The 16,222-nt window shown below is 72.0% G+C and carries 12 protein-coding genes; 8 read left to right on the top strand and 4 right to left on the bottom strand.

Going from position 1 to position 16,222, the window contains the following annotated elements:
- Nucleotides 1-41: 41 nt before the first annotated feature.
- Together NOSIN_RS10260 and NOSIN_RS10255 are read right to left on the bottom strand one after the other, a co-directional pair.
- Entirely contained in the window at nucleotides 42-845 is an 804-nt protein-coding gene (locus tag NOSIN_RS10260; RefSeq protein ID WP_077690512.1) for an IclR family transcriptional regulator domain-containing protein, read from the bottom strand.
- A 77-nt stretch (nucleotides 846-922) separates the two neighbouring features.
- Entirely contained in the window at nucleotides 923-2,365 is a 1,443-nt protein-coding gene (locus tag NOSIN_RS10255) for an amidohydrolase family protein (protein WP_077690511.1), read from the bottom strand.
- Nucleotides 2,366-2,672: 307 nt separating this feature from the next.
- Between NOSIN_RS10255 and NOSIN_RS10250 the strand changes: the two genes are divergently transcribed.
- The 4 genes from NOSIN_RS10250 to NOSIN_RS10235 all read left to right on the top strand — a co-directional run bounded on the left by NOSIN_RS10250 (nucleotide 2,673) and on the right by NOSIN_RS10235 (nucleotide 6,442).
- A complete protein-coding gene (locus NOSIN_RS10250; protein ID WP_077690510.1) occupies nucleotides 2,673-3,890 on the top strand; it encodes a CaiB/BaiF CoA transferase family protein in 1,218 nt (405 codons plus the stop codon).
- On the top strand, nucleotides 3,887-4,753 hold the full coding sequence (locus tag NOSIN_RS10245; protein ID WP_077690509.1) for a citryl-CoA lyase: 867 nt from the start codon (nucleotides 3,887-3,889) through the stop codon (nucleotides 4,751-4,753). The genes NOSIN_RS10250 and NOSIN_RS10245 overlap by 4 nt, the downstream gene beginning before the upstream one ends.
- 20 nt (nucleotides 4,754-4,773) lie before the next feature.
- Entirely contained in the window at nucleotides 4,774-5,634 is an 861-nt protein-coding gene (locus tag NOSIN_RS10240; protein WP_077690508.1) for a dioxygenase family protein, read from the top strand.
- 433 nt (nucleotides 5,635-6,067) lie between these two features.
- A complete protein-coding gene (locus NOSIN_RS10235; protein ID WP_077690507.1) occupies nucleotides 6,068-6,442 on the top strand; it encodes an ADP-ribosylation/crystallin J1 in 375 nt (124 codons plus the stop codon).
- 87 nt (nucleotides 6,443-6,529) lie between these two features.
- Here the strand turns inward: NOSIN_RS10235 and NOSIN_RS27185 are convergent, their stop codons facing one another.
- Nucleotides 6,530-6,688, bottom strand: a complete 159-nt coding sequence (locus tag NOSIN_RS27185) for a hypothetical protein (protein ID WP_170293708.1) — start codon at nucleotides 6,686-6,688, stop codon at nucleotides 6,530-6,532.
- Between the two features lie 281 nt (nucleotides 6,689-6,969).
- On the opposite strand from NOSIN_RS27185, the gene NOSIN_RS10230 reads away from it, so the two are divergent.
- Entirely contained in the window at nucleotides 6,970-8,058 is a 1,089-nt protein-coding gene (locus NOSIN_RS10230; RefSeq protein ID WP_077690506.1) for an LLM class flavin-dependent oxidoreductase, read from the top strand.
- A 146-nt stretch (nucleotides 8,059-8,204) separates the two neighbouring features.
- On the opposite strand, the gene NOSIN_RS10225 is transcribed toward NOSIN_RS10230, so the two are convergent.
- Nucleotides 8,205-9,815, bottom strand: coding sequence for a BCCT family transporter (locus NOSIN_RS10225; protein ID WP_077690505.1), 1,611 nt, complete (start codon nucleotides 9,813-9,815; stop codon nucleotides 8,205-8,207).
- Nucleotides 9,816-10,623: 808 nt separating this feature from the next.
- Here NOSIN_RS10225 and NOSIN_RS10220 point away from each other — a divergent pair.
- The 3 genes from NOSIN_RS10220 (at nucleotide 10,624) to rph (ending at nucleotide 15,764) form a co-directional block, all read left to right on the top strand.
- Complete coding sequence (locus NOSIN_RS10220) at nucleotides 10,624-11,445, top strand: LLM class flavin-dependent oxidoreductase (RefSeq protein ID WP_077693528.1); 822 nt, start codon at nucleotides 10,624-10,626, stop codon at nucleotides 11,443-11,445.
- Nucleotides 11,442-12,215 carry a class I SAM-dependent methyltransferase gene (locus NOSIN_RS10215; RefSeq protein WP_236743340.1) on the top strand — a complete coding sequence of 258 codons (774 nt, stop codon included), beginning with the start codon at nucleotides 11,442-11,444 and terminating at the stop codon, nucleotides 12,213-12,215. Before NOSIN_RS10220 ends, NOSIN_RS10215 begins: the two co-directional genes overlap by 4 nt.
- A 954-nt stretch (nucleotides 12,216-13,169) precedes the next feature.
- Nucleotides 13,170-15,764 (top strand): rifamycin-inactivating phosphotransferase, encoded by a 2,595-nt coding sequence (rph, locus tag NOSIN_RS10210; protein ID WP_077690504.1) that lies wholly within the window; start codon nucleotides 13,170-13,172, stop codon nucleotides 15,762-15,764.
- The last annotated feature ends 458 nt before the right edge of the window (nucleotides 15,765-16,222 follow it).

Genomic DNA, 16,222 nt, shown 5'->3' with positions numbered 1-16,222 from the left:
CGGGCGCCCGCCTCGCTCTCGGGCATCGCGTCCTCCCGGCTCTAGGGGGTGCGGGTCATCTGCGGCACGGACTCCAGGCGTGCGACGTCGGCGCTGATCTCGCCCGCCGCGTGCAGCAGCAGGGGCAGGTGGTGGCGGTCGAGGTGCTCCAGCGGTGTCTCGGCGGCGTGGGTGTTGACGTTGACCGCGGCGAACACCCGGCCCCGTCCGTCCCGCAGCGGTGCCGCGACCGAGCGGATGCCCCGGGCCAGGTGCTCGTCGGTCAGCGCCCACCCCCGGGCGCGCACCTCGCGCAGGACGGCGTCGCGCTCCTCGCGGTCGGGCCGCCACAGCGGTACGAGTCCGGACCGGGTGGGTTCGGCCAGCACGCGGTCGACGTCCTCGCCCTCCAGGGCGGCCAGCAGGACCTTGCCCAGCGACGTCTGCAGCGCGGGGAAGCGGGTACCGATCTGCACGTCCAGCGTCACGATCTTGGGCACCGCGACACGGGCGACGTAGACGATGTCCGACCCGTCGAGCTGGGCGATGGAGCACGACTCGCCGGTGCGCTCGGACAGCTCCTCCAGGTGGGGGCGGGCCATCTCCCAGAGGCCGGTCGAGCGCACGTAGGCCACGCCCAGCTCCAGCACGCGCGGGGTCAGGGAGTAGCCCGCCCGGCCCGAGCGCACGTAGCCCAGCTCCTGGAGGGTGATCAGGATCCGCCGCGCGGTGGGCCGTGCCAGCCCGGTGGCCTTGGCCACCTCGGCCAGGGTCATCGTCGGCTGGTGCGGTTGGAAGGTCCGGATCACGTCCAACCCCCGGGCCAGCGCCTCGATGAAGTCGGGTCCGGCGCCCTCGCGCGGCATGGTCACTCCCGTCGGTGTCGTGGAAGCGTCAGCATATCCGGCGTGTGTCCGGACAGCGGACGGTCCGGCACCGGTGTTCACCGGCCGTGGGTGCCCGCGTCGCGGTAGTCGGTGTAGGTGTAGGGGTTGTCGAGGACCTTCGACTCGGGGACGTCGGGGTTCATGCCCGCGGCCCACTCCTGCTCGCCGACGGCCGTGCGCAGGTGCTCGACGGTGCCCTCCACGCTCCGGCGCACGGACGCCAGGTCCACGCCGACCAGCCGGTGCTCGTGTTTGACCACCCGGCCGTCGACCAGGACGGTGTGCACGTCGCCGCGCTGGGCCTGGAAGGCCACGTGGCCGTAGGGGTTGAGCAGGGGGAAGGACACGGGCGAGGCGTCGTTGCGGATCAGCACCAGGTCGGCCTTGCAGCCGGGAGCGACCCGGCCCAGGTCGTCGCGGTTCAGCGCGGCGGCCCCGCCCCGGGTGGCCCACCCCACCACCTGGTCGGCGCGCAGGGCGGAGTGGGTGACGGTGTCCCCGCTCCGCTGGGCCTCCATGTGCTCGCGGCAGCGGTCGGCGCCCAGCGTGGTGCGCATGGCGCTGAACAGGTCGCCGCTCCACCACACGCTGCTGTCCATCGACAGTGACACCGGGATGCCGTGCGCGCGGAGCTCCCAGGTGGGCGGGTAGCCCTGTCCGGCGCTCTGCTCGCTCTCGGTGGAGACCGACACCGAACCGCCGGTGGCGGCGATGCGCTGGTAGGAGTCCCGTGACAGGGAGGCGGCGTGCACGTACACCGTCTCCGGGCCCATGAACCCGTGCTCGTACATGAGCCGGACGCCGTCGTCGCCGGTGGCGCCCCACACCCCGGCGTGGGTGGTGACGGCCAGCCCCAGGTCGCGGGCGGCCTCGAAGGCGGGCCTCTCGGGGAACTCCGGGTCGCCGGTGACGTCGAAGGCGATCTGCACGTCGAGCAGGTCCCCTCCCCGGTGGCGTTCGACGAAGGAGCGGAACTCCGGCGCGGTGGCCCATTCGGCGGGTGCCTGCTGGATGTTGCCGTAGGCCAGGACGTGGCGCCCGGGTACCGAGCGCAGCGCTTCCGCGGCCGCGTCGGCGTGCTCGGGGGTCTGTAGGCCGTGCGACCAGTCCACGACGGTGGTGACCCCGGCCTCCAGCGCCTCGACGGCGGCGAGCGTGTTGCCCGCGTGCACGTCGGCGGGGCGGAAGTGCCTGCCGTGTTCCAGGTAGTACCAGACGAAGTACTGGGTCAGGGTCCAGTCCGCCCCGTAGCCGCGCATGGCGGTCTGCCACATGTGCCGGTGGGTGTCGATCATGCCGGGCATGACCACGCCGCCGGCCGCGTCGATCTCGGCGGTGCCCTCGGGGACCGCGAGGTCGCGGCCCACGGCGGCCACGCGGTCGTCGACGACCAGGACGTCGGTGTCGCTCAGGACGGTACGCGCGTCGTCCATGGGCAGCACGGTGCCGCCGCGCAGTACCACCGGTCGGCCCGGGGGGAAATCGCTGGGTTCGTGCATGGGGGACTCCTCGCCGTGAGCGCCTCGCTGACCGGTTCTCCGTACCATCCACCCCTTTTTCGGACGGTAGTCCGCTAAGTGGTCGCGATGGTGGGCTCCACCCTTGGTGAGGTCGCCGTTTCTGTCAAGGGAGGGAGCGGAAGATCCTGGTCGCGAAGCCCCGGCCGCCGGGCTTCATCGGCAAAGGCCTGTCCGCCGGTGCCGGGGTGGTCGCGGGGGCGATCTCGGGGGTTGACGCGGGCCGGGGCCGAGTGCAGACTCCTGCCAACGGACTCATGTCCGTTCTACGGACGTCGAAGGGATGAGTATGGCGGGGGAAGACCCACGCGCACGGGCCGGGGCCACGGGAGGGAACACCGGCGCCCCGGCCGGGCCGCTGGCCGGGCTGCTGGTGGCGGACTTCTCCCGGATCCTGGCCGGGCCCTACGCCACCATGCTGCTGGCCGACCTGGGCGCCGAGGTGGTCAAGGTCGAGGGGCCCGCGGGAGACGACACGCGCTCGTGGAAACCGCCCGTGCGCGGCGACGTGTCCACCTACTACCTGGGCGTGAACCGCAACAAGCGCTCCGTGGTGCTGGACATGCGCGAGGAGGAGGACGCGGCGGCCGCACGCGAGCTCGCCCGCCGCGCCGACGTGGTGATCGAGAACTTCCGCCCCGGCGGCCTGGCGCGCTTCGGACTCGACCACGACAGCGTCCAGGCCGCCAACGGCGGCGTGGTCTACTGCTCCATCACCGGCTTCGGCACCGGCGCGGGCCGCGACGTCCCCGGCTACGACCTCATGGTGCAGGCGGTCTCCGGCCTGATGAGCCTGACCGGGGACCCGGACGGGCAGCCCTACCGCGCGGGCATCTCGGTGTTCGACGTCATGGCGGGCAACCACGCCGCCATCGGCATCCTCGCCGCGCTGCGCCACCGCGACGCCACGGGCGAGGGCCAGCGGGTCGAGGTCAACCTGCTCTCCTCGGCGCTGACCGGGCTGGTCAACCACAGCTCCGCCTACGTGGCGGGCGGGACCGTGCCGACGCGCATGGGCAACGCCCACCCCAGCGTGTTCCCCTACGAGCCCCTGCCCACCGCCGACGACGACCTCATCGTCACCGCGGCCAACGACCGCCAGTTCCGGTCCCTGTGCGAGGTGCTGGGCATCGCCGGGGCCGCGGACGACGAGCGCTTCGCCACCAACGCCGCCCGCACCGCCCACCGCGCCGAACTGCGCCCGGTCCTGGTCGAACGGCTCGCCGCGCGCGGCGCGCTGGAGTGGTTCGACCTGCTCGTGGCCGCCGGGGTGCCCTGCGGGCCCATCCAGGGCATCGACGGCGGATTCGCCATGGCCGAGCGCTTCGACCTGGACCCGGTGGTGGAGGTCGGACGGGGAGAGCGCGCGGTCCCCACCACGCGCAACCCGATCCGCTTCTCCGCCACCCCCGCCTCCTACCGGCTTCCCCCGCCCGACCTGGACGAGCACGGCGCGGACCTGCGCGCGTGGCTGGCCGAGCCCGAACAGCGAGAGGACGGAACATGAGCGAGCACCGCGAACGGCCCGGGGACTCCGGCGCGGAGCCGGAACCGCCCGGGCACACCGGTTACCCCACCGCCCTGGGCGCCTCCAGCCCCACCGCCATCACCCTGCTGGGCCAGGACCTGGCCGAGGACGTCATGGGCGAGGTGGGGTTCGGAGAGCTCGCCTTCTGGCTGGCCGCCCAGCGCCGCCCGAGCCGCGGTGAGACCCGCGTCTTCGAGGCGGTGCTCGCCGCGCTGGCCGACCACGGGTTCACCCCCACCGCCATCGTCACGCGCCTGACCTACCTGTCCGCGCCGGACTCGATCCAGGGCGCGCTGGCCGCGGGCCTGCTCGGCGGGGGATCGCGCTTCCTCGGCGTCACCGAGGACACCGGCCGCTTCCTGCACGGGGTGCTGCGCTCCCTGGGCGGCGACCTGCCCGCCGACGACGCCTCCTGGGACGAGGTGGCGCTGCGCACGGTGCGGGCCGAGCGCGAGGCGGGCCGCTTCGTGCCCGGCCTCGGCCACCACGTGCACAAGCAGGGCGATCCGCGGACCCCCGCGCTCATGCGCATCGCCCGAGAGGAGGACCTCTTCGGCCCGCACCTGTCCCTCTTCGAGGCGGTCGGACGCGTGCACCCCGAGGTCCTCGGCAAGGAGCTGCCGCTCAACGGCGCCGGGGTGTGCGGCGCGGCCCTGGCCGACCTGGGGCTGCCCATCGAACTCCTGCGCGGCTTCGCCCTCCTGGCCCGTACCGCGGGGCTGGTCGGCCAGCTCGCCGAGGAGCTGCGCGAGCCCGTCGCCAACGACGTCTTCCTGTCGGTGGACCTCAACAACCGGTCCGTCGGACCCACGCCCTACACACCCGACCCACTGAGCCCCTGAACCGCGGGAGGACCGTCCCCATGGCGTTCGTGACCGAGGAGAACCTGACCGACCTGGCCGTGGAGCGCTGGGGGAGTGCCCACGACCCCCGCACCGCCCGGCTGCTGACCGCGCTGGTGCGCCACCTGCACGCCTTCGCCCGCGAGGTCGAGCTGACCGAGGACGAGTGGGCGGCCGCGATCGGGTGGCTGACCGCCACCGGGCAGGCCTGCGACGACAAGCGCCAGGAGTTCATCCTGGCCTCGGACGTGCTCGGGCTGAGCACGCTGGTGGTGCAGCTCAACAACCGCTTCTCGAAGGACGCCACCCCGGCGACCGTGCTGGGCCCCTTCCACATCGACGGCTCACCGGAGGCCGCGTTCGGCCACGACATGTCCGAGGGGATCGAGGGCACGCCCCTGTACGTCACCGGACGCGTCACCGACACCGACGGCGTCCCCGTGGCCGGGGCGCTCCTGGACGTGTGGCAGGCCGACGCCGAGGGCGCCTACGAGTCCCAACTGGAGGTGGACGAGGCGCGGCTGCGCGCCAAGTACCGCACACGCGAGGACGGCACCTACTGCCTGCGCACCATCGCGCCGCTCGGCTACACCATCCCCGTGGACGGCCCGGTCGGCGACCTGGTCGGGCGTACCGGCATCAGCCCGTACCGTCCCGCGCACATCCACTTCCTGATCGACGAGCCCGGCTACGCCCGCCTCATCACCCACCTGTTCCGCGAGGGTGCGGACTTCCTCGCGACGGACGTGGTCTTCGGGACCAAGGACGCCCTGGTCGTGTCCTTCACCGAGCACCCGGCGGGCCGGGCGCCGGACGGGCGCGTGTGCGACCGCCCCCACCTGCGCGCCGAGTACGACTTCGTCCTGGACCGCCGCGGCTGAGCGGCCGGGGTCCGGGCCCCGGCGCCGGGGAGGCGTTCGGAGGAGAAGGGTCCGGGGGTGTGCGGTCGGACCGCACACCCCCGGACATGGCTGTGGCCCACGTCCCCCAACGCGGGCCACAGCGGGCGCGGCCAGTGTGCACTGAGTGCGGTCTGGCCGCTGGGAAGGCGGATGCAGCGTCTGAATACGCGTCGGAAACCCCCATTACCGACACGAGCGCGTGCATCCGCGCATGGATTGTGGTGAGCGCCTCTCAGGCCTTCGATCGGGGTCGGGGTCTGGTCTGGGGCGCTTCACCTGAGAGAACGCCTCGTATGAGTGTGGTGTTCCCGCTGTACGGACCGATTTTCGGATCGTCCGGTAAAAAGCGGGTGCGGACTGCGCAAGCTCTGACTAAGCTCCTGCCCACGTTGCGTCCGAGGAAACGGTAGTCATGTCGGAGCTGTTCACCCTTTGGCGGCCCACCGGGCCGGCGGAACTCGCCCTGGTAAGGGATTCGGGCTGGAGGGAGTGGCCGCCGCGCCTGCCCGGGCAGCCCGTCTTCTATCCCGTCCTCAACGAGGACTACGCGGCGCGGATCGCGCGGGAGTGGAACCTGCCACGCGACGGGGAGGGGCACGTCACGCGGTTTCGCGTGGACGCCGGCTTCGCGTCCCGGTATCCCGTTCGGCAGGTCGGCGGGCGCACGATCCTGGAGCTGTGGGTGCCCGCGGAGGAGCTGGCCGGGTTCAACGCCCGCATCCGCGGCCCGATCGAGCTGGTGCGCTCCTTCCTGCCCGAGCACCCCGAGGGGATCGTCCCCGGATGAGGGCTCCCGGCCGGGACGTGGCGGGTGTGGTGGTCGGCGGGCGCACGCCTGCGAAACCGTGGGCGCCCGCCGGGAGGCGGCGGTGGATCAGTCCTCGGGCCCGTGGACGACCAGCAGGTCCGGGTCGACCTCGGTGAGGGCTGTCATGACGTCGCCGAGGGCGTCGGCGAGCACCACGGGCTCGCGGTCGGTCCGGTCGCGGTCCTGGCGGGGAAGGTGCCGTCGGGGGTCGAGAGTGGTGGCCATGGAACTGCGGGCGCGTGGGTCGGGGCGCGCGCCCTCCTCCTTCGCGTGTGCTCACGTACTCAGCCGTGCCGGTCTCCGTGACACCCGGTGACCGTTCCGGTGCCATCTTTCCCAGGGATACCAGGGGAGGGTGACATTTGACAGATACGGAGCGTGCCTGTGGATGAACGCTGACCCTCCGATCGGCGCACGGTGGGAAGGAATAGGGGATGGGGACCAGGCGTTCGCCGTGATAGTTTAATCGGAAACTACTTCTTTGGAAGATACCTAGGGGAGCGGCCATGCAGTTCGGAATCTTCTCGGTGAGTGACGTGACCACCGACCCCACCACCGGACGTACACCGACCGAGGCCGAGCGGATCAAGGCGATGGTCGCCATCGCGCTCAAGGCCGAGGAGGTCGGGCTGGACGTCTTCGCCAGCGGCGAACACCACAACCCGCCGTTCGTGGCGTCCTCGCCGACCACCATGCTCGGCTACATCGCGGCGCGGACCGAGAAGCTCATCCTGTCCACGGCCACGACCCTGATCACCACCAACGACCCGGTCAAGATCGCCGAGGACTTCGCCATGCTCCAGCACCTGGCCGACGGCCGGGTGGACCTGATGATGGGCCGCGGCAACACCGGCCCCGTCTACCCCTGGTTCGGGCAGGACATCCGCCAGGGCATCCCGCTGGCCCTGGAGAACTACAACCTGGTGCACCGGCTCTGGCGCGAGGACGTGGTGAACTGGGAGGGCAAGTTCCGCACGCCGCTGCAGGGCTTCACCTCCACCCCGCGCCCCCTGGACGACGTGCCGCCCTTCGTCTGGCACGGCTCCATCCGCAGCCCGGAGATCGCCGAGCAGGCCGCCTACTACGGTGACGGCTTCTTCCACAACAACATCTTCTGGCCCGCCACCCACACCAGGAAGCTCATCTCCCTGTACCGCCGCCGCTTCGAGCACTACGGCCACGGCAAGGCCGACCAGGCCATCGTCGGCCTGGGCGGGCAGGTGTTCATGCGCAAGAACTCCCAGGACGCGGTCAGGGAGTTCCGGCCCTACTTCGACAACGCGCCGGTCTACGGCGGCGGCCCCTCCCTGGAGGAGTTCACCCGCGAGACGCCGCTGACCGTCGGCAGCCCGCAGGAGGTCATCGACCGCACGCTGACCTTCCGTGAGATGTTCGGCGACTACCAGCGCCAGCTCTTCCTCATGGACCACGCGGGCCTGCCGCTCAAGACCGTCCTGGAGCAGTTGGACCTGCTCGGCGAGGAGGTCGTGCCGGTGCTGCGCAAGGAGTTCGCCGCCAAGCGGCCCGCGCACGTGCCCGACGCGCCCACCCACGCCTCGATGCTGGCCGCCAGGGAGGCCGCCACCGGCGCCTGACCCGGCCGGGGAGCACGAGACCGGGACACACGAGGGGACCCGAGCGCGGCTCGGGTCCCCTCGTATGTCCCGGTGTCCGCCCGACCGGGCGGACACCGTGGGACGCACTGGCGGGGGTCGGGGGGTGAAGCCCCCGAAGGCACCGCCTAGCCGACCGGCTCCACGGCCTGCTGCGCCGGGACCCCGTCCTCGGCGCGCTCGCCGGAGGAGCGGGGCGCGGCGACGATGCCCTGCTCGACGGCCATGGTGCGCAGCAGCCGGGGCGTGGTCCACAGCGTCGGCAGCATGATCAGCCCCACGGGGACCGCGGTCACCACGATGAAGGACTGTAGCGCCTGGATCCCGCCGTCCCCCACCAGGAGCAGCGCGACGGCGGCCAGGCCCATACCCACGCACCAGAACGCGCGGACGAGTCCGGAGGGCTCGCCCTCGTTCATGCTGGAGGCCGCGATGGCGTAGGACATCGAGTCGAGCGTGGACGCGAGGAAGATCAGAGCGACGATCACCATGAGCACGCCGAGCACCGCGGTCATCGGCAGCGCCTCCAGGATGGACAGCGCCGCGGCGGGAAGGCCGTCCTCGGCGTAGGGCCCCGTGATCGTCCCGGGGTCGCGCTGTTCGAGCCAGATGCCGGTACCGCCCAGCGCGGTGAACCAGATCGTGGTCACCACCGTGGGCATCACCGTCGCCCCGACGTAGATGTCGCGTACGGTGCGGCCCTTGGAGATGCGGGCGAAGAAGATCGCCATCATGGGGCCGAAGCCGAGGAACCAGCCGAAGAAGAACAGGGTCCAGTAACCGAGCCACTGCTCGTCGCCCCGGTACAGGGCCATGGGCAGGAACTCCTGCACCTGCACGACGGCGGACCGCACGTACAGGTCCGCCACGAAGGGCAGCGACGCCATGCCGACGATGGCCAGGATGAGGACCAGCGCCACCCAGACGTTGGCCCGGCTCAGCGTCTGGATGCCCCGCTGGACGCCGCTCAGCACCGACAGGGTGGCCACGACGGTCAGGCCCACGATGATCAGGAACTGGGTGGTGTAGGTGTCCGGCAGCCCGAACAGCTCACTGGAGATGTAGGAGATCTGGAGACCGAGGAAGCCGATGGGCCCCACGGTCCCGGCGACCACGGCGAGCACGCAGCTGACGTCGACGACCGTGCCGATCCAGTGCGTGCGCACGCGCTCGCCCATGACCGGCCACAGCAGGGTGCGCGGACGCAGCGGCATGCCCTTCTCCACCCCGCGCATCATGACCAGGGTGGCCAGCGAACCGCCGACCGCCCAGCCGATGAAGCCCCAGTGGACGAAGCTCTGCGCCATCGCGATCGCCGCGCCCTCGGCCCCGCCGCCGACCTGGTCGGCGTACTGCGGCGGTGGGGAGGCGTAGTGGGCGATGGGCTCGGCCGCCGCCCAGAACACCCCTCCCGCGGCCAGCAGGGTGGTGGTGATCATCGCGATCCAGGAGAACCGGCTGAACCCGGGGGCGCCGGAGCCGCCCATGCGGACCCTGCCGTAGCGGGAGAACGCCAGGACGGTGATGACGACGAAGGTGGCTAGCATGAGGAGCTGCCAGTAGGCGCCGAACCAGCGCGCGGACCAGGTGAAGGCCGCGTCCACCGCGGTGCCGACCGCCTTGGGGGCGATGAGCGCGGACACGACGAACGCTGCCATGAGCAGTCCGCTGATACCGAGGACCCAGGGGTCGACGCGTCTGCCTCGCTCGGACACGCGTGAGCGCAGGGTGGAGAACATGAAGAAGAAGGTGCTCCTCGTATGGAGGCACCGACCGGGACGTGCCGGTCAGTATCGGAAGATCCATGCGCCGTGTGTGCGTGGCGGCCGACGGGACGGGTGTCCGCGGTGGCGGCTGACAGCAGAGCAGGAGAGCATGGAAGGAGGCGGGGACGTCAGAGGCGGACCCCGCCGGCGCCGCCGTCGGAGACGGCGGGAGGGAACGAGGGAGAAGGCCTCCGGTCCCCGCGGTGGTCAACGCGGCGGCGACATCCTGTCATTCCTGCCGTCACAGCTTAACGGCCGTGGCGGCACGAGTGACAGCGCGGCGGGGGCGCCGCGGGCGCCTGGACAGGCGTTTCTCCGCCACAGCAGGGGCTGGACGCCGGCGTCTGTGAGGGGAAACACGGCCGCGCGCGGCCTCTCACCGTGGAGTCCGGCAGGGTGTTCCAGCCCTTCGACAGGGGGAGGACGACCTGGCCGGTGCCGTTCGGGGCGGGCGGGCCGGGGCGGATCCGCCCGAGCCGTCCTCCGGTGCGGTCGCGGTCGCCGAGTACGCGGCCGCCGGTGCGAGGGCGTGCGAGGGCGTACGCCGGTGGCTCGCCGTGTTCCGGCGGGGCCGCGATCCGGGCGTTGGCCGAACGTGACGTGGCGCACGCCGGGATACGCTTCGACTCCGGTCGGCCGCGAGGCGTCGTGCGACGTGGTCCGCGGCCCGGGACCGCTGGTTCTGGAAAGGACCGGACACGGCCCGCCGAGGCCGGTGTGGATGACGGTGTGGGAGGACTTCGTGCCGGTCCCGGTGCGGCACACGGAAGGGAGGGCGCCCATGAACCGGCTGCGGTCCGCACTCTGGCTGCCGCTTTTCAACGACCTCGCCGACCCGCGGGTGGTCGCGCGCATCGCCGCCGACGCGGAGGAGGCGGGGTGGGACGGCTGCTTCGTGTGGGACCACCTGTCCTGGCAGGCGCCGGTCCGACAGGTCGCCGACCCGTGGATCGCGCTGGCGGCGATCGCGACCGCGACCGAGCGGCTGAGGCTCGGCCCGATGGTGTCGCCGCTCGCCCGTCGACGGCCGGCCAAGGTGGCGCGGGAGACCGCGACGCTGGATCGGCTCAGCGGCGGCCGCCTCACCCTCGGCGTCGGCCTCGGCAGCGACCGGTTCGGTGGTGAACTGTCCAGGACCGGCGAGCAGGTCGACGACCGAGGACGCGGACGGATGCTCGACGAGTCCTTGGCGGTCCTGGCCGCCGCCTGGTCCGGCGAGCCCGTGCGCCACCGCGGCGAGCACTACACCGTCGACGGCATCGCGTTCCTGCCGCGGCCGGTCCAGCGGCCCGGCGTGCCGGTGTGGGCCGCGGGATTCCCGGGCAACGCCAAACCGATCCGCCGGGCCGCCCGGCTCGACGGCTTCTTCCCGGTCAACCTCGAACACCCTGACCAGCTCGCCGAGGTCGTCGCCACCCTCGCCGAGCTCCGACCGGGCGCGGTCGGACCGTACGACGTCGCCGTCAGCCTGCCCCCGGACGCCGACCCACTGCCGTACACCGCCGCCGGCGCGACCTGGTGGCTGCCGGAGTTCGAACCGGGTGTACGGCTGGACACGGTGCTCGGCGTACTCCGCGACGGTCCGGCGAATCCGGGGCGGTGACCGAACTGTTCGACTACGACGCCGAACTGAGCCGCTACGACCTGCTGCTGCGAGCGGCCGCCGACGTCCGGAGCACCGACCGCGTGCTCGACATCGGCTGCGGTACCGGGCAGACCACCCGGGACGCCGCCAGGTCCGCGCCGTCGGGAAGCGCGCTCGGCGTGGACCTGTCCCGCCCGATGGTGGACCGCGCCCGCCGGCTGAGCGAGGAGGAGGGGATCCGCAACGTCGGATTCGAGCGGGCCGACGCCCAGGTCCACCCCTTCACGCCGGAGGGCTTCACCTTGGGGATCAGCCGGTTCGGCACGATGTTCTTCGCCGACCCGGTCGCGGCGTTCGCCAACATCGGGCGGGCACTGCGGCCGGGGGCGCGACTGGTGCAGCTGGTGTGGCAGACCGAGGACCGCCAGGAGTGGTTCGGCGCGGTCCGACAGGCGCTGGCCGGTGGTCGGACGGTGCCGGCCGGACTCGGCGGCGGCGCCTTCTCGCTGGCGGATCCGGCCGTCGCGGCCGGCGTGCTGACCGCTGCCGGCTTCACCGCGGTCGAGACCACCGGTGTACGCCGGCCGGTCTACTACGGCCCGGACGCGGCCAGTGCCCGCGACATGCTGCTCGGCCTGCGGATGGTCGAGGACCTGGTCGCCGGTCTGGACGCCGCGGCGACGGCTCGTGCCCTCGACCGGTTGCCGGCCGTGCTCGACGCCCACGACACCGGCGAGGGCGTGTGGTTCGACTCACGCGCCTGGCTGGTCACCGCGCGCCGGCCCTGACCGCGGCCTGTCGCGGGTCCGCTGGGATCCGCGCCCGGGAAGGGCGGAGCATGCGGCGAGGGTGAGCACGGCCGCGACCATCCACGGGTCGACGGAAGCGAATTCCATGTGGAGCGGCGCACCGACACCTCCCTTGGCGGTGGGGGCGACCACACCGGTGAGGGCGGGAGCGGCCACGGCCGCGGAAGACCCGGCTCCCGCGGCGGCTACCCGCCCGAATCCAGGACCGGCCACCGCCGGAGCCACGCGGCCGGGTGCGGCGGCAACCGCCTCAGGAGGCACCGGGCCGGAGCCGCGAGGCAGGCGAGCCCGTGGTCCGCTACGAGGCGGCCGTTCCAATCCGGGTCGTCGACGATTGGTTATGGCGGGCTGTCACACGAAAGCGGCCAGAATGGCGCGTGAGCTCCGGGATTGCATTACGGCTCGGCCGGTCACCCTGCTCCAGGACCGGACCGGCTCCAGGCATTCGCACAGTCGGTCGCCACGTTCCGCGATACCGAAACCACCGCGCCGGTCCTCCTGACCTCCACCCCGGACGCCACCGGGTCGCGATCATCGTTCGTGTACACGGCCCAGGTGCATGGCAGTGCTTTCGACACACGTCCCAGGGCGGGCCCCTGCCCGGACGCCCGCCGTTCCAGTGCGCGCGGGGCGGCCTGAGGTGCGCCGGGGCGGGTCGCACCCGGCGGTCCGGAGCCCGGTGGTCCTCGATCCCGTCCTCGCGGCCCAGCCGCGGGCGGGAGTGGACGACGTGCACGGACCGGTCAACGCCGACGGTTCGGCCACGGTGCCGGGAGGGGAACCGCCGGGGCCGCGCACGAGGTGCGGGCCGCTCTCCGCCACTTTCACTTTATATCAGATTCGTGCCCCTCATGAGGCGCTGAAAAATGTTCCATACTTGCTGCCTTGTGAACCGAACCGGCGAACGACAGGGCAAATAAATTGCGATACGTGATGGATTTCGCACAGATCAACGCGACGAATGTCGCCGACGTCGGCGGAAAGGGAGCACATCTGGGCGAGCTCTCGCGGATCCCCGGTATCCGCGTGCCGGACGGCTTCTGCGTCACGACGGACGCCTTCCGGCGGATCGTCGCCGAGGCACCGTCGATCGAGACCCGGCTCGATCTGCTGTCGCGCGTGGAACCGGACGACCGCGCGGCGATCCGTACCCTGAGCGCCGACATACGCAGCAGCGTCGAAGGCGTCGCGGTGCCCGACGACCTCGCTGCGGCGATCGGCGAAGCGCTCACCCGGATCGATGAGCACGCCTCCTACGCGGTGCGGTCCAGCGCGACCGCCGAGGACCTGCCGACCGCGTCCTTCGCCGGCCAGCAGGACTCGTACCTGAACATCACGGGTCAGGAGGCGGTTCTTCGGCACGTCCGGCGGTGCTGGGCCTCGCTGTTCACCGAGCGGGCGGTGACCTACCGTCTCCGCAACGGCTTCGACCACCGGAAGACGGATATGGCCGTGGTCGTACAGCAGATGGTGTTCCCGGACGCGGCCGGAGTCCTGTTCACCGCGGACCCGGTGACCTCGAACCGCAGGACCGCCACCGTGGAAGCCTGCTGGGGGCTCGGCGAGACCCTCGTCTCCGGCCAGGTCCGCGGTGACGTCTACACGGTGCGCGACGACCAGGTCGTCTCCACAGCGATCGCCGCCAAGACCCGGTCCTCGCAGGCGTCGCCGGGAGGCGGTACCCGTGACGCACCGGTTGAGCCGCGGTCGCGGACGCAGCCGACTCTGACGGAGTCACAGGCCGTGCGCCTGGTGCGGCTGGGGCGGCGCGTCGAAGCGCACCTCGGCCGGCCCCAGGACATCGAATGGTGCCGGGTCGGCGACGACTTCCACATCGTCCAGAGCCGGCCGATCACCACCCTGTTCCCCGTCCCCGCGAGCGATGACCAGGAGAACCACGTCTACGTCTCCGTCGGTCACCAGCAGATGATGACCGACGCGATGAAACCGCTGGGGCTCTCCCTGTGGCAGATGACGACCCCGCGGCCGATGCACGAGGCGGGCGGACGGCTGTTCGTGGACGTGGCCCCCGCCCTGGCGACGCCCACAGGCCGCGCGAACCTCCTGAAGGCCCTGGGGGGCTCCGACCCGCTGCTCGGGGACGCGCTGCGGACCGTCCTCGACCGCGGCGACTTCCTCCGCGCGCTTCCGGAAGAGGACTCCACCACCGCACCCGCCGGTGACGCCCCCGACCCGGTCGAGACCGATCCCGAGGTCGTCAGCGATCTGATCCGGCGCAACGAGGCCTCCGTCGCCGCCCTGCAGCACGAGATCCGGAACCTGTCCGGGCCGGCGCTGCTCGACTTCGTCCGGGCCGACATCGCAGAGCTGAGGCGCGTCCTCTTCGATCCGCGGGGCCTCCGGGTGATCACGGCGGCGATGGAGGCCAGCCAGTGGCTCAATGAGCACTTGGAGGAGTGGCTGGGTGAGAGGAACGCGGCCGACGCGCTCACACAGTCCGTCCCCCGCAACGTCACCTCGGAGATGGGGCTGGCGCTTCTCGACGTGGCGGACGCCATCCGGCCGCACGCGGACGTCGTGGCGTTCCTGCACCGTGTCGTGGACGAGGGCCGCGAGGGCGACGGCTTCCTGGACGAGATGGCCGGGCTGGCCGGCGGACCGGAAGCACGTGACGCCGTCCGTGACTACCTCGAAACGTACGGAATGCGCTGCGTGGGAGAGATCGACATCACCAGGACGCGCTGGAGCGAGCAGCCCGCCGCACTCGTGCCCGCCATCCTCGGCAACATCAGGAACTTCGCACCGGGCGAAGGCGAGCGACGCTTCGAGCGGGGGCTCCGGGAGTCACGGCGGAGGGAACGGGAACTGCTGGTGCGCTTGTGCGCCCTTCCCGACGGCGAGCGCAGGGCCGAGGAGGCCAAGCGGATGATCGACCGCGTCCGCACCTTCTCCGGATACCGGGAGTACCCCAAGTACGGCATGGTCAGCCGCTACTTCGTCTACAAGCAGGCGTTGCTGCGGGAAGCCGGCCGCCTCGTCCGGTCCGGCGTCCTGCGCGAGGAGGAGGACGTCTTCTTCCTCCGGTTCCAGGAGCTGGAGGAAGCCGTGCGAACCAACGACGTGGACGCCGGACTCGTTGCGCGAAGGCGGGAGGCGTTCCGGTCGTACGAGGCGCTCACCCCGCCCCGGCTCATCACATCGGACGGCGAGGCCATCACCGGCCGGTACCGGCGTGACGACGCCCCGTCCGGCGCGCTGGCCGGTCTCCCGGTCTCGGCCGGGGCCGTCGAAGGCCGTGCCCGCGTCGTCACGGATATGGCGCAGGCCGACCTTGAGGCGGGCGACATCCTGGTCACCGCCTACACCGATCCCAGCTGGACTCCTCTGTTCGTCACCGTCGCCGGACTGGTGACGGAGGTGGGCGGACTGATGACCCACGGGGCGGTGATCGCGCGGGAGTACGGTCTGCCGGCCGTCGTGGGCGTGGACCAGGCCACCCGAAGGATCCGGGACGGGCAGCGGATCCGTGTTCACGGAACCGACGGGTACGTCCAGATCCTCGCGTGAACCGTCGCACCGGCCCCGGGACCATCACACAGGGCGCGAACCGTCGTCGGTGACGGAGGGCGCTCTTGCGAACGCGGCCCCGGTCGCACGGTGGTACGTCTACTGGCCGAGGACGCGTTCGACGACGGCGGTGTTCTCCCTCGACCCGGCGCGGAAACAGTGAGCGCCGGTGCCGAGGGAGGCGTGGCCGAGCAGGGCCCGGACCGGGGCGGCTCCGGCGTGTCGGGTGCTGCCAGAGCTCGTCGGCACCGACACCGGCGCGGTGCTCCTCGCCTCGCGGACTCCTGCCCACGGACCCGTTCGCCCACCCGGGCGGGTTCCCGGCGTGGTCGTGCGCGACGTCCGCGCCTCGGTCGGGAGGCCGGACGTGGGAAGGCGGCCGTCTCGCTCAGGAAGTCCTCCCCGCGCACATCCCCGCCCCCGGCCGCCGGGGGCGGGGAGAGCCGGAACAGGCGGGG

Origin of the sequence: Nocardiopsis sinuspersici (genome assembly GCF_001998325.1) — a bacterium.
Taxonomy (GTDB): Bacteria; Actinomycetota; Actinomycetes; order Streptosporangiales; family Streptosporangiaceae; genus Nocardiopsis; species Nocardiopsis sinuspersici.
Note: the sequence above shows the minus strand (reverse complement) of the source record. Positions and strands in the feature narration are given on the sequence as shown.